This is a genomic window from Natronorubrum sp. A-ect3, from assembly GCF_041821125.1.
GTDB classification, from domain to species: domain Archaea; phylum Halobacteriota; class Halobacteria; order Halobacteriales; family Natrialbaceae; genus Natronorubrum; species Natronorubrum bangense.
This window is the reverse complement of record NZ_JBGUBB010000003.1, coordinates 87,411-101,883: the sequence shown is the minus strand read 5'-3', so window position 1 is coordinate 101,883 and position 14,473 is coordinate 87,411. Positions and strand designations below refer to the sequence as shown.

The following is a 14,473-nucleotide window of genomic DNA, read 5'->3' as shown; positions in this document are numbered from 1 at the left end:
GGACTATCAAGCGGCGAGATTTCGGTTCTCAGGTTCGTCCCCGAGAATTTCAACCGATAAAGGAATACATTCTATGATGAATATCTCTTTCTGGTTTATACCGCACTTGTCCCTTCGAGTGGGTGTGACGACGAACGACTTCGCACCCGATGTGGTGTATGGCCTCGGCGGCGGTGGTACCGAACTCGCGCTCCAGTTTCTCGAGCAGGACTGGATTCTCGACCGGATCGTTCGTCCGCGCTCGTCTCGACCCGAGGACGTTACCGTTCGACTGCTGGACACGGCGACCGAGGAGATGAATCGAAAGCAGGCACGAATCGAGGACATTCGGCGCCGCCGGGACGAACTCAAAGACAGGTACCACGGCGAGCACGATACGCGTCCGGGTGACGTGACGATTGACCCGGTTCTGGTCTCGCGCAACATGAACATGATGAATGCAACGGTCCTGACCGGCGATCAGGAGGTCGAAGCGATCGCCGAGGCAAACGGGATGGACCCGGACGACTGGTGGCTCGAGCGAGCGGATGTCGACGAGAACCTCAACTTCGCGAAAGGGGTCCACCGCCAGCGTGGACTCGCGAAAGCGACGCTCTACCGAGCGATGGCCAGTCGAAATGAAGTGTCTTCAGCGCTCGAGACGACACGGCCGTGCAAGGTCGCGATTTTCGTCGGACTCGGCGGCGGCAGTGGTTCGGGGATGCTCTTCGATGTCATTCGGTCGCTTACCGAGAGCAACCCGAACAACGAACTCGTCGTCTTCGGCGTCCTGCCCAGCTCGACGGAAGACAGCGACGGTGTTCACGCCAACGCGTACGCGACGTTGTGCGAGCTCGAGGCGATGCGTCTTTCGGAAACTGACCCGCTGGAAGACGTCGTTCTTTACCATCTCGATCCCTCCGATTACGAGGGGAAAGAGGGGAACCAGCTCGATGCCGACGGGCTCGAGGAGTTCGACGAGGCGTTCTGTCAGTCGGTCGTGTCCTACTACGCGGCAACCGGCGAGGAACAGTTCAATCGGACGTACTCGTTCGCGCCGTTCACGGTCGCCGTGCCACAGGTAATTTCGTATAACGTCGAGGCGATTGATGAAGCCCGGTCTGCGATGGAGACGCGCCTCGAGGCACGGTGTGAAGCCGCCGAAATCGAGCGACAGGTCGTCGACGAACTGCGCGAACTTTACCGTGAATTGGGCGTTGCTGACCTCGCGACCGTCGAAGCCGACCCCGATGTCGGGAACATTCCTGACGAGTCCATCGAGGCCCTCCGAGAACGCCTCGAAGAACTTCATGGGCTCGCGACCGAGGAACTGTTCGACGAACTCGAGTACGCGTCGGCAGCCCGGTTCGTTGATGCCTACGAGAGCGCACTTGGGGACGTCGATGAAGGTGACCCGGTCGCCCTCGCTCGCCGACTTAAAAATTATACAGGATCGATCGAAGCTCGGCACGACGCTCGCGACGACCTCGACGAACTCCTCGGCGAAACTTTGGCGTCGGGGGTTCGGCGAGTGGCCGAACAGGCCGAACTTCTCGTGCGTCGGCAGGCGATCGACCAGACGCAGCTGAAGTCGGCCGTCGGCGATTTCGTTCCGCTCCGTCGCGGGATGCGCCGCGATCTCTCGGCAACGCGAGCAAACCTTGACGTCGAGCGCCGCGAACGAACGGTTCGTCGGCACGAGCAAACGGTCGAACAGCTCCAGAAAGAGCTTCGAGCACACCGCGAGAGTCAGTCCGACGCCGTCGAAGAGGCAATGGACCGCTGGACGAGCGAAACAGTCACTGCTCGTGAGGAACTGGCAGCCCACGACGTTGCGGAGGCGAAAACCCTGCTGTCGGCACTGAGGGAGGCGTTGCACGAGCACAGCGTCGCTGTCGAAAGCGCCGAGACAACCGACGAACTCAAGCATGTGTCCGACGCGGAGGTGACGACGGCGCTCAACGAACTTGCTGACTACGAGGATCGTGTCAGGGTCGGCGCTTTCTCCGACTTTACGCTCGTGGACCGAAATACCGTCCGAGAGGCCTGTGCGAAACTCGTTGACGCCCGAAAGACGTCGCTGAACGCGACCGGGAGCGACGGGCTGCTCGATCGGTTGACATCCTTCGGCAGAAGCAAACACGCCGACATTGATGCGACTCGTCGGTTGCGCGACCTTCACGAGGAACTGGAGCAGACGGACATATTCAGCATCAAACCGGCCACCGAAGAGTTCGGCGTCTCGGTAGTCTTCGACGTCGACGGACGCGCCGAGCGAGTTGCCGCCCGCGTCGAGGAGTTGCAGGCTGAAATCGTCCGCTGTGCACAGGTCGTCGTTCCCGAGAGCGACGGTGGAACTGTCGAGGCTGCCGGTGACGGACAGCCGACGCTCGTCGACGAGCAGGTTAATCGCATTCGGACTGCTGTAAAAAACGGTACCGAGCCGGTGTCCGTCGCTGAACGCGTTTTCGAGGAGGTGCTGACCGACGATGGCGGATTGCAGGAAGAACTGACAGAAGCGAAGGAGAAACTGGGGTCGGCGCGGTTGACCCGTGACGCGTACCGAGCGACCGACTCTCTTTTCGACTCGCTTCTGGGCGGGCCCTACGCCGATTACATTGCGTGTCGCGACCGCGCGGCTGAAGCAGCTGAGGAGTACCAGTCGATCGGGACGTCCTTCGGGACCGAAGACGGATTCGACTTCCGCTGTACCCTTCGCCCGCAGAATCTGATGGCAACCGCTCGCAAGAGCGGACTCTCGGAGGCCAACCTCTTTGACTCGCGCGCCGAGCGCCAGACGTTCGAAGGGGGGCTCGAGGACGTCATTGAGAACGTTCACGATGCAGAATATCACGGGCTGGCTCACCGCCAACTCACCGGCACGAACGCGAACTACTATGGGACGGACGTCAACATCGGCTTGGTCGCCCCGATCCGGGGCGAACTCGTCGAAACGAGTTCGAAGATTGCCGATCGAATCGATCAGGGCTTCGCCGTCTCTTCGCCCGGTTCGGTCACCGACAGCGTCGGCGTGTTCCAAGTGGAAGACGAGCGCGGCACTCCCATCGGGGCCGATTGGGACGTGGGGGTCCACACCTTCATCAGCGGCGTCTTCTTGGACAACCTTCGGGTCGTCTCGAGCCGAAACTTCCGCGAGGAGTACGAAGAACTGTCGACGGGAACGTCTCCGAAACTCCACCACGCCTACCAACTCGAGGAGGGCAAACTCGTCCGACGGACGGAGCACATCAATCTGGAGTCGCTCGCGGAGCGGGACTTCTACTTGCGTGGTTCGCACGCTGAGGATGAGGTTCGTGAGGAGATTTTGACGACTCTCTTCGACACCGAACTCGAGGCGGATGCGGAGTCGGGTTCGGACGGCGACACGGACACCGAACTGGCGGACGAAGATGCGGACACCGTTTCGATTACCACCGATGGAGGTGGTGACGAATCGGCCGATACCGGACGCTCAAACGAGACCGGTGATGCTCGAACCGGGCCCACGCTCGACGAGTCGCACGACGCGTACTGAGACGGTCAGCTCTCAGTATTCACCTTCGATTTAATCCACACTCATGTTCAATACCAACACACGGCTCTCGACGGCTGAACGGAAGGAACTCGTACAGCTCTTGCTCAACGTCATCGTCATCGGTATCTGTCTGGCTCTGTTGCCGGACCTGATCTGGCGCGGATGGTACAGCGGGGACCCAGGACACATTACGCAGACGGTGCTCACCCTTGGTGAACCCGTCGGGCTGACGCTGGCTGTCCTACAGGCGTTCGTCGTTGGTGCCTTCTTCGGACTCCTCGGGGTACTCCTGTTAGATCGGAAAAAGAAAGCCCAGGCTGCACTGCTGCTGGCCGGCGTTTGCGCGTTCGGCTATGCCCTCATAGCGCACGCGGGATTCATCCCGCAAATTGTCATGCAGTCGCTCGGCGACTACCTGCTTCCGCTCGGACTCGGGTTCCTCGCCGGAGTTGTCACCTGCGTGGGATTCGTCTCCCCAACCGTTCTGGTTGACCGAAACCGAACCGTTACAACCGAGTTCCGACGTGGCGCGCGCCTCACCGCGGGGGTGATCGTCCTCAGTGCCGCCGCGATGTTCGTTGAGACGACGTTTGTCTACCCCTCCCTGCATGTCACCCTCGAGGGCGTGACTGCCGAGCCACACTGGTTCCTGGATGTGCGACTGGAGAACCTCGTCACCGACCTGCTCGTCATCACTGGCTTGACGTGGTCGCTCCGAAACTTCGTGCGGTACGACCGGTCGTCGACACCGGTCGTCCTTGGTCCATCCGGGACCGGAAAGACGTATTTCATGCTCGGCGCCTACTTCGAAGATCGCCAGACCGACGCAGCGACGACCCACTCTGCCTCAAGCGCGCTTACGGAGAAAGCGACCGAACTCGAACAGTGGGTTCGGACTCAGGATGCCGAAGACGCCGGCTGGTATATCGATAGTACCGACGCCGGAAACACAGAACTGCTCGAGTACATCCGTGAGTCTGGCTCAGTTCTGCCACGAGACGTGACAGTCACGTCTCTCGATTACGCCGGGGAAAACCTGGCTGGACTCGCCCACGTGCTCGAGAACGACCTCTCCGTAGACGACCTCTCGAGGAGCGATCTGCCTCCGGGGTCGAACCTCGACGACGTCAAGCGGATGAAGGACCACGTCGAACGTGCGGATACGCTGCTGTTCCTGCTCGATGCGAAGGAACTGTTCGGCGAATCGCGAGTGGCGACCGACGGCGGGATTTCGAGTTCGTTCGCTGAAATGGGGAACAACACCGAGGGAAGCGGTGAGTCCGATCGTGCGGATAAGTCCGCAAATGCCTCAATGTCTGCGGGAACTCCTTCGGAGTCATCGCTTGCAGATATCGTCGCGTACGATTCGATTCTGTCTGAGTACGGCGACGAGAAACGCATCGTGTTCGTCGTGACGAAAGCGGACATTCTCGACACCGAGTACCGCGATCACTACGGCATCGACATTTACGACCGCACCGAACTCGACCGGTTCGCGAAACTTGTCACGGAAGACCTGAAACGCCAGGACATGACCGACGCGCTCCTCGCTAGGTCGGGTGTCGACGAGGTCTATCCGGTATACTTCCGAACGACCGTGTCGGAGAACGGACAGCGTGTTCCCGTTCGACGGTCGTCCGGCCCACTCACGCCCTTCGGATTCACTCGCCTGATGGAGGATCTTTAGATGCCGAACTACAACCCCACCCACGACGAACCAAATGAAGCGGACGATCCACCCGTTCACATCTACGACAGCCGCGAGAACTGCGTTCGCTCGCCGGCTGACGGGTCGGAATTGCAAGTCGAGCGCATCACGGCGGTGAGCCGACTCTTCGCTTCCGAAGCGCCCGTCGCCTTCGACGGGGAGTGGGTATACCTCTCGGTGCGAGTGAGTGACGGCACGAGCCGGTCGCAAACGTGCTACGCGGTCGTCGAGGCGACAGCCATCGATTCAGTGGCGGACCTCGAGAAGCACGTCTCGTCCGCGCTCGCAGGGACGGAGTTGCAGCTTGGTTCTGCCGATCGCGACCAACTTGCGTACGTCTGCCTGTTCCTCGACCGATACGACGACGTCACCCCACCGGATGAGTTCGATCTGCTTGTCTCTCGGTCCGAAACGACTCGCTGCGGCGTGCCCTCCTATGAAGTGGCCCTCGCCGCTCTCGAGCGAGCGCTTTCGGCCGGCGAACCCCTCGTGGTGTGCCGGCAGACGACATCACTTGACGACGACGTTGATGCACCTCTTGGAGCGAAAAACGTCGTCGTCGTCGATGAGAGTTTCGAGAGTCCCGTGTGGTCCGAATCAACGGATGAGCTCATTGACCAACTGCGAACCACCCGCCGCAAGCGACAAATCGACGAGGCGATCCAACCGGTAGATGACGTCGTCTCCGACCTTCGCCAGTTCGGGTTGGACGACGAGGCGATTCGGGAGCAAGTGAGTGATCGGCTTCCTGACGCAGAGAACGAAATGGACAGTTCGCTCTGGCGGTGCCTGCTACCGTTCGGCGGCGCACGCGATGGCCGATCGGCGGACGACAATCCTAAGGAGTGTGTTCGCCCTCTCGACTCGGATTCTGCCGACAACTCCTCGAGCACGAGTAGCCGACAGGGAGCGGCGACGAACGGAGATACGGCTGCGAGCGCGCGGTCAGACGCCAATCGACGTGATCGCAGTGAATCGCTAGTCGAGACGTTCAGCGGCGATTCTGATTTGCCACGTTCATACTCAAGCGACCGAATCAAACCTATCGTACTCGCGCTCGTTCTCGGAGGCTTCATCGCCGGGACTGCTGGCGTCTTACTCATTCTTTCGCAGGGGTATGGTCCCGAAATACGCGAACTGATTCCGACTACGGGACCATCCCTTCCCAGCGTGACTCCCCCGATCGCCCTTTTGACCCTCACGGTATTGGCGACGGTCTTATTCATCGGGATCGTACTTACAAAGCGGTGAAAAGACGACCGAGGCTCGACGTGGGTACATAAGATCAGAGTGCTATCGAGCTATTTTGTATCCTGTACGGGAGTACTTCTGTTCCTCGAGGGACCCTCGATAGCCGGCTGGTTTTGTCGTTTATAGGTAAGCCGTCGGTCAGATAGATCGGATGAACGGGAAGTTCCTTGATCCATCGTCCGGTGGACAAGCTCTTAGACGAATTGGGAATGGATTCGCGCTCGTCACGAACTACATGCGAGACTCCTTCCGGGAGAGTTACTTCAAGCACGGCCAGTGGAAAACGGCCAGTAACGTCGTCGTCGCTCTCTTCGGATTTTTCGGGCTCTACCTCGTGTTCGGACTGACGTTCACGGTTTTGCTCACGCCGCTAGATGCGGTTTCTAGTATCGATAGCGACTCTGGTCTCACGTTTAGTGTTCTCGCCGCGCTCGGAATGGTGGCATACGCCGGCTGGAACGCACGAAGCGATGTTAAACGTCGCTACCATACCTACGAATTGCAGGAGCGGCCGACCGTAGACGCGGCCGCAGATGCGTATTCGTACCTCAACGCTCGAGACGAGGAAACGCGGAACAACGCGGTTCGTACGATCGCGCTTGCGTCGGAAGATGCGCCCGGAAAAGTCGTCAAGGCGATTCCGGATGATGTGGAGCTCATCGTCTCCAAACTCGTTGAATTGCTGGACGACGAGTATCACCATGTGCAGGGACACGCCGCTGCAGCCCTCGGGTGGTTCTCTCGAGATTACACCGACGTCGTGCTCGAGCACGCGGAGGCGATTGAACTGGCGATGAATACCCAGGATTCTGAGGTTCGATCGGAACTCGTGGTCGTGCTCGGAAACCTCGGCGTCGCCGCACCCGACCGAGCAGACGAGTTCGCGAAGGCGATTGCGCCGGCGGTCTCCGACGAAGATCCCGAAGTTCGACACTCGGCTGCGATCGGACTGGGGATGCTCCCGTGCGACCGGGCCGTCAATATGCTTGAGGACCTCTCGCAGGACCAGAACCCCCACGTCCGCGAGCAAGCGAGTCAGGCGCTTCAGGAACACCTCTCCCAGGGCGAACCGCAGCACCAGTCGCCCGAGGAAACGCCACAGCACGGTTCAGGGTCGAATGAGGAAACTGGGCAGACGGAAACGAGGTTCGTCACCGAGCCGCCCACGAATAACTTCGACGATATTGCGGGCATGGACGACCTGAAGACTCGCCTTCGTGAGAACGTTATCGAGCCGTTCGAAGGGGGTGACGTGTTTGAGAAGTTTAGTGTCGCCGCCGATAGCGGGATTCTGCTCCACGGGCCGCCGGGGACGGGGAAGACCCACGCGGCACGCTGCCTGGCCGGTGAGCTCGAGGCTAACTACGCCGAAATCGACGTCGGTGATATCGAGAGCAAGTGGATCGGTGAGGGTGTCGAGAACCTCAAACAGCTGTTCGCCGAAGCGCGAGCAAACCAGCCGTGTCTGGTCTTTATCGATGAACTCGACGCGCTCGCGTCTGATCGGTCGGGTCAGCAACACGAAGACAAGAAGAAGATGGTTAACCAACTCCTGCAGGAACTCTCGAACATCGAGTCTGACGACGAACTCCTCGTCGTCGGTGCGACGAACAAGCCCGACGCCGTCGACGATGCGATTCTCCGGCCAGGACGATTCGACGCGAAGATCGAACTTCCGAAACCCGACGGTGATGCGCGATGGCAGATTTTCGAGTCCGAACTCACTGCACCGAGCGAGTCAGTTCCTCGTGACAAGTTCGTCCGCAAAACGAGCGGCTATTCCGCCAGCGACGTGGTCGAAGTCGTCCGCCGTGCAGCTCGGCGGGCGGCGAATCGCGAGCGGCAAACTGACGAGGAAACGATTGTCACGGCCGACGATGTATTCGTGGCTATCGACGAGGTTGGAACCGAACGCGGCGACGTCGGCGAATTCGTCCGGCAACCACCATCGATCGATTTCTCGGACGTCGCCGGAATGGACAAGTTGAAAGAGACATTGCACGAGACCGTCATTGATCCTCTTGAGAACCCCAAGCGATACGAGGAATTCGGAATCGGTGTCGAACGCGGTTTCCTTCTTTACGGTCCGCCGGGGACCGGGAAGACGCACGTTTCCAAAGCGCTTGCGGGGGAGCTCGGTATTAATTACGTCGAAGCGAGAGCCAGCGACCTGGTTAGCAAGTGGACTGGCGGTGCCGCCGAGAACGTCCAGCGACTGTTCGCTGAGGCGCGGGAGAACCAACCGTGTCTGGTTTTCATCGACGAACTTGACGCGCTCGCGTCCGATCGGTCGGGTCACCAGACGAAGAGCGAACGGCAGATGGTTAATCAGTTCCTTGAGGAGTTGACGACGCTCAACGACGGGGAGCACGATGTGATCGTGGTGGCGGCGACGAACCGGCCGAATGAAATCGACAATGCGATGCTACGGTCCGGGCGCCTTGGCGAGCAAATCGAAGTGCCGCCACCGGAGGCATCAACCCGTGTCGAGTTGTTCTACGTGCATCTTGATGCACCGGTCGGCGATATCGATGATCGGTGGCTTGCCGAGAGTACCGACAGCTTTGTTGCCAGTGACATAGCTCACCTCGCGACCGAAACTGCGCGTATCGCTATGCGCCGTACGAGAGACGGTGACGGCGATGCGTCAGTCACTCAGCAGGACCTTGAGGAAGCAGTTAATAAGTTGACAGCATAACGTCCGCGATCGAGCACGATACGGCTTAAAAGATGTGCACCGAGACGGATACCGTGACGCCAGCCTCTTCGCGTACGCCCCGATCCTCGCCGGTCTGTCGTCGCAGGGAGACCTACTATCGGCGCTGAGCGGCGTCGGAATGTCCTGTTGACTGCAATGCTTCCCGACTACAATATGAAAATCCCCGGACTCAAACACAGGAGTGCCAGTCACACGCTTTTGGGTTCCGGTTGTCGTCGGGCTCATCGTCGCGGGTGGCGTCTATTCGATCGGCGGCGGCGTGTTCGCCCAGCTGGCAGCCATCTGGGGCGTCGCGGCGTTTGTCAGCGTCACTGCTCACCCACTCGCCGATAGTTTGACCCCGGCCGGAGTCGCGCCGTTCTGTCCCGTTTCAGACGCCCGGTACTCGCTTGCACTTGTCCAGGCGAGCAATCCGATCGCGAACGGTTTTCTGTTCCTATTAGGGCTTGCGGCAACTGCAACCGCTGTATCTATCGGAGTAACGTAACTCATCTCAGTGCGTTTCAGCTATCTCTGCGTCGGGTTGGGTTTCCAGCGTTTCTACCGAATTCGGCGTGACACGGTTGAGATTCGTCCGACTTTGTTTTGGAACACCACTATGTTCTAAGCTATTATTTTATAGGCTAGACGAGGACTGGTGAAGAGTAGAAATCTACATCGCCACGACGAAATCGGTAGGTTTAATATATATGCCAACCAATGATGAGGTACCCAGGCCCCAAAAGGGCTTACTTGGGTAACGCCCGGTTCCGCCTAAAACGGAACCGCTCGCCGATTAGTTACCATGTCAGCCAACGATTCGGACTCCCAGACTGGGGTATCGAACGATGACCAGAGCGGCCGCAGCCAGAATGGGTCCCATCAATGGGACAGAAAACGGTGCCCGGAATGCGGCTCTCGCACCACTGCCGCCCGCCAAACCACCACAGAATACGTCTGCAAGGAGTGCGACCTCCTTCTTGAAGATACTCCTCTCAGTTACCAACGGCGGCGTGTATTCGACAGTACGGACTGGCAACGCAAGCGCCAGACTGGAAGCCGTCGGACGCCTCTCCGAGTCGACCGTGGTCTCGGAACCGGCGTTGGCTGGGGCAATCGGGATGCCAACGGCAATACCCTCTCCGCTAGCCAGCGCACCCGTGTGAGGACCGGTCACTGGGGCAATGCTGTCGATGGCGGTACCCTTCGGTACGCACTGAGCGAACTTGAGCGGGTTTCGAGTACCGTCGGCATTCCTGCCCCCGAACAGGAAGCGGCGGCCCAGTTGTACCGTCGCGCCTCCGATGCAGACCTCATTCAGGGCCGCACTATCGAAGGGTTCGTCTGTGCGTGCCTCCTGGTCGCCGTCCGCGACTCGCCTACGACCCTGCCTGTGACGACCGAAATGCTCCTTGAGGCCTCACGGGTCGATGAGGAGAACAAAATTAACAACGCGAGAACGGCCCTTGTCCGGGAATTCAACGACGTACAGATTGTCCCGGCAGGACCCCAGGACTACGTGGTCAAAATTGCGAACGATGTCGGGGCGTCGAACAATGTCCTCCGCCACGTCAAGGGCCTGCTCAAGACGTACCAGCAGACGAAAGGGAAATACAACGGTGCGAACCCGAAGGTGACCGCTGCCGTGGCGCTTCACGCCTCCTTCGACCTGCTGGATGTCGATGGTCGGCCGACGCTCGAACAGCTTGGGCGTGCGGCCGACGTGAACGCGACCACGATTAGCAAGCGGAAGTCAGAGTTCATCGACGCCGTTGCGTAAGTTCTAACGTCGTCTTGCAGATGTGTTTGCTTTACGGATAGTCGTTCGACCGGCAGTTCCCGGTACGGACGGTAGAAGGCGTATCCGTTTCTCCAGTATCTAATTTGCTTCCCGCAAGTCAGTTTGGTAGCTATAGTTTCTTCTTTATATTGAATCCGGGACTTAGTATGGTAGAAGCGTATGACTGATGATTCATCGAATGGCTCTGATTCCCATCGAGATCAGCTCTCTCCGGAAGCGGAATGTGGTGAAACGGGCACAGACTCGAGACGCGAACTTCGACTCAACGAACTTGAAGAGTACATCACGGCGACCGATCCGACCCTTCGGAAGCGTGGTCTACAACTGGTATCCCGATTAGCATCGCGCGACCCGGAACGGATCCGTCCGTTCCTCGACAACTGCGTCGAACTTCTTGAGGATACCGACCGGGCGGTTCGAATCTCAGCTGCTCGCGTCTTGAACGACCTCGCGAGCGAGTATCCAGATTCAGTGGCAAACGCCCTCGTTCACACTCCATCGCCGTTTACGGACAACACCGACGACGTGCGGAGGAATGTCGTTCAAACGGTTGATAAGATATCTCACCAGACACCGACTGCAATAAACCCGCTCGTGCCAACGATCATCGATTGTCTTACTGATCCGAATGATGACGTTCGAGCCGCTTCCACATCGGCTCTTGCAACGATCGCTGACTCTGATCCCCAGGCTCTCGTCGATCATATCGATCCAATCATTCAATGTCTCGACGATGATATTCTTGAGGTTCGCCTGCAGGCAATGACGACCGTGTCGGCGGTGAGCGAGGAATCACCTTGTGTCCTCGAGACCAAACTCGAACCGATTTATGAAGCGGCTCGCGATGACGATCCGCGGGTCCGTCGTAATGCCACGTCCTGTCTTAGTAGCAATTCTCACCTCGAGGAAACGCCTGCTATCCGATCGATGCTGTTTGAACGGCTTTCTGACACATCTTCGGAGGTTCGTGAGGTTGCTGCGTCTGCTCTTCGCCAGTTGATCCGACGACAATCAGCATGCACGCCGGAGGAGATCGAAGAACTAATCGATGCTCTGGCAGATCCCAAGGTTGCTGTTCGAACGAATGTCGGACTGGCGCTCAAACATGCGGGATACGATGACTATTGGCAACTGGTGACAGAATCCGATGCCGAGCCAGTGTCTATCGCTCGCGCAATTCGACAAACGTACCGGTCATCCGAGGAACTCGATCCTCACGCCCAGTTGGCCGGTGCACGATACTGTAGCATCTGTCGACAGCCGCTCTCAACACCGACGTTTGATCATCCGAACGTTATCTGTGAAACGTGTGCGACAGATATTGTGCCGTATCAACCCAGGAATGATGACGCCGGTAGACAGACAAAAAACGGGAACGGAACCAGACGCACGGAATCAGAACTCGAACCAACGCCGGTCTCTGTCTGCAACATGAAATGCTGGCGTCAATTCCGTTTTGGCGAACTTGTCACGATGCGTGATGCACACGACTGTGAGACCTACTCAGAGTTCCTACAGCGACACTTTACTCGAGATGGAACACCAATTCAGTCGGTGAGATTTGAGCAGCGGGCCGACGCTGTGGCTACATCGGCGTCCATTGAGTGAGACGACAAACTGCTGTCGCTGTCGCTAATTATTGACGTAGTAGGCGTGAAAACCGGCTCCGATCAATAGATCGGAACCGGGTCCCGAGCACCGTTACGTGTCTGGGACCTACCGTCGACCACTGATTCCATTGTGATCAAACCCGGAACAGCCCGACCGACGGCAGTTTTACTTCTCGCCAATTAGTTACCTGGCGCGTTCATGCGCCAATAGAATCTAAACGACCCACCGCTATGAATGTTGTGCTGTCGACGGTGCCGAAACTATGTTTTTGTAGCTATTTCCGATCACCACGGGGTGATCGTATCGCTTCTACGCCAAGATAGGCGAGGTCGGGACGAGAGAATCGATTGCGTCTTAGCACTTCCGCTGCTGGTACAACTCTTATTTTCGCAGTTGTAATGTACTTACTCGAGACGTTTAGGTACTATATACGAGTCTGTTCAACGAAATACCACCGATAGTATGAGTGAACCTGGATTCAGAATCGATTATCAGCGCTTCAATCCTTGGTGGGAAACAAGTGACATCGCCCGTGAACTCGGAGTGGAGACGTTTCGCCGATCCGATCATCCATACAAACTTACGAACGCCAAGCAGCACAGATACTTCGGCATTGCGGGAGCCGCTGGAAGCGGTCAAACTGAACTTCTCCTGGGGCTCGCAGCCGAACTCGTCGAAGAGGGAGTAACAACGCCGAGAGATGTACTCTATCTTCCGCTCGGTGCACCGCAGTTTCGGATCGGACGATCGCTGATCGAAGACGCCGTCTCCGAGTTCGCCACGTACACTCGTCCAACGACGAACACTGACGGATACATTCTTCTAGACGACGTTCACGCATGTGCTGACTGGGCCGAACAGGTCGAACGGATCTTAATGCAGTATGACGATCTCAGTGTGATCGCGACGGTCCCGTCGGAAGCGATTGCCCTTCCGGATCGAATCAACGAACTCGATTTTCCATCCACGCAGGACGTTACACTCCCTGCAAAATTCTACGATTACGCACAGAAAACGTTCAACGCTGCGTCCGACACGAAATCGCTTCCGATCGCGAAGGACGATACGTACCCCGTCCGTGATGAAATTGCTCGAGCGGCCCGGACCGGCGACACTGACGAGCTTCTTGAGGCGCTTCGAACAGTCCAAGAACCAGTTGCAGCGCACAACGTGGAGCAACGTCTTCAACGGCTTGCGATGTCGTACGTGACCATGTCGTCGCGGAACCGATCACCGCTTGAGGTGGCCCACGATACGGAGCTGACGATCTACCGTGACGTCCCACGGATCGAGCGGATAGAAACGCTGGACGACTTACATGCGCTCGTTGCCCTTGCGTCGGAGAACGTCGGCATCCGACACGAATTTACGGATCTCGGTGACATCCTCGAGTGCGATCCCCGGACTGTTAGAAAATACGTCGAAGTACTCGGCGACCTATTTCTCGTGACGCCTTCGTATCAGTACGATTATAGCCGTCGTCGTTCCGTAAAACTCTGGCTTCGGGACCCACTTCTCCTCGCTGAACTCACTGATATCGATCTCGAACTTCCACTCAGCCGTGAAGCCGAACAACTCCTCATCCCCACGGTCGTCTTTGATCATCTCCGCCGACTCATATTTTACTACAACAACGATACTGAAACCGTCGCGTACGACGAACGAGGATCGGAACCGATCGAGTACGTTATCGAAGGGGACGCTGGCACGCCGATCCCGATTACACTCTCCCTCAATCGACAACACCACCCCGAAGCCGCGATTCAGTCGTTTTGTAATCGGTACGACGCTGAAACCGGACTCGTGGTTGGGCGACGGCGCGACATCGGGGTTACCGAAAATGCCGTCTCCGTACCGCTGTGGTTGTTCCTCGCGTGTTGCTAGGTTTTG

At 58.1% G+C, this 14,473-nt stretch carries 8 protein-coding genes and 1 pseudogene; all 9 read left to right on the top strand.

Annotated features, from left to right (window positions below):
- The first annotated feature begins 124 nt into the window (after positions 1–124).
- Positions 125–3,514, top strand: coding sequence for a tubulin-like doman-containing protein (locus ACERJA_RS12505; RefSeq protein ID WP_373608574.1), 3,390 nt, complete (start codon positions 125–127; stop codon positions 3,512–3,514).
- A 43-nt stretch (positions 3,515–3,557) separates the two neighbouring features.
- Positions 3,558–5,201 carry a hypothetical protein gene (locus ACERJA_RS12500; protein WP_373608573.1) on the top strand — a complete coding sequence of 548 codons (1,644 nt, stop codon included), beginning with the start codon at positions 3,558–3,560 and terminating at the stop codon, positions 5,199–5,201.
- Positions 5,202–6,473, top strand: a complete 1,272-nt coding sequence (locus tag ACERJA_RS12495; RefSeq protein ID WP_373608572.1) for a hypothetical protein — start codon at positions 5,202–5,204, stop codon at positions 6,471–6,473.
- Positions 6,474–6,708: 235 nt separating this feature from the next.
- Entirely contained in the window at positions 6,709–9,171 is a 2,463-nt protein-coding gene (locus ACERJA_RS12490; protein ID WP_373608571.1) for an AAA family ATPase, read from the top strand.
- A gap of 202 nt (positions 9,172–9,373) precedes the next feature.
- Positions 9,374–9,679, top strand: coding sequence for a metal-dependent hydrolase (locus ACERJA_RS12485; RefSeq protein ID WP_373608570.1), 306 nt, complete (start codon positions 9,374–9,376; stop codon positions 9,677–9,679).
- Between the two features lie 297 nt (positions 9,680–9,976).
- Positions 9,977–10,162, top strand: a pseudogene (locus tag ACERJA_RS12480) (TFIIB-type zinc ribbon-containing protein); the annotation flags it as partial.
- A 171-nt stretch (positions 10,163–10,333) separates the two neighbouring features.
- Positions 10,334–10,951 carry a hypothetical protein gene (locus ACERJA_RS12475; protein WP_373608865.1) on the top strand — a complete coding sequence of 206 codons (618 nt, stop codon included), beginning with the start codon at positions 10,334–10,336 and terminating at the stop codon, positions 10,949–10,951.
- Positions 10,952–11,131: 180 nt separating this feature from the next.
- Positions 11,132–12,580 carry a sister chromatid cohesion protein PDS5 gene (locus tag ACERJA_RS12470; protein WP_373608569.1) on the top strand — a complete coding sequence of 483 codons (1,449 nt, stop codon included), beginning with the start codon at positions 11,132–11,134 and terminating at the stop codon, positions 12,578–12,580.
- Between the two features lie 465 nt (positions 12,581–13,045).
- On the top strand, positions 13,046–14,467 hold the full coding sequence (locus ACERJA_RS12465) for a DUF4143 domain-containing protein (protein ID WP_373608568.1): 1,422 nt from the start codon (positions 13,046–13,048) through the stop codon (positions 14,465–14,467).
- Positions 14,468–14,473 lie beyond the last annotated feature (6 nt).

Excerpts from the sequence above, each read along its gene's own strand:
- ACERJA_RS12465 (WP_373608568.1), top strand. The coding sequence starts at position 13,046 with ATGAGTGAACCTGGATTCAGAATCGATTATCAGCGCTTCAATCCTTGG.
- ACERJA_RS12495 (WP_373608572.1), top strand. The coding sequence starts at position 5,202 with ATGCCGAACTACAACCCCACCCACGACGAACCAAATGAAGCGGACGAT.
- ACERJA_RS12490 (WP_373608571.1), top strand. The coding sequence starts at position 6,709 with ATGCGAGACTCCTTCCGGGAGAGTTACTTCAAGCACGGCCAGTGGAAA.
- ACERJA_RS12500 (WP_373608573.1), top strand. The coding sequence starts at position 3,558 with ATGTTCAATACCAACACACGGCTCTCGACGGCTGAACGGAAGGAACTC.
- ACERJA_RS12470 (WP_373608569.1), top strand. The coding sequence starts at position 11,132 with ATGACTGATGATTCATCGAATGGCTCTGATTCCCATCGAGATCAGCTC.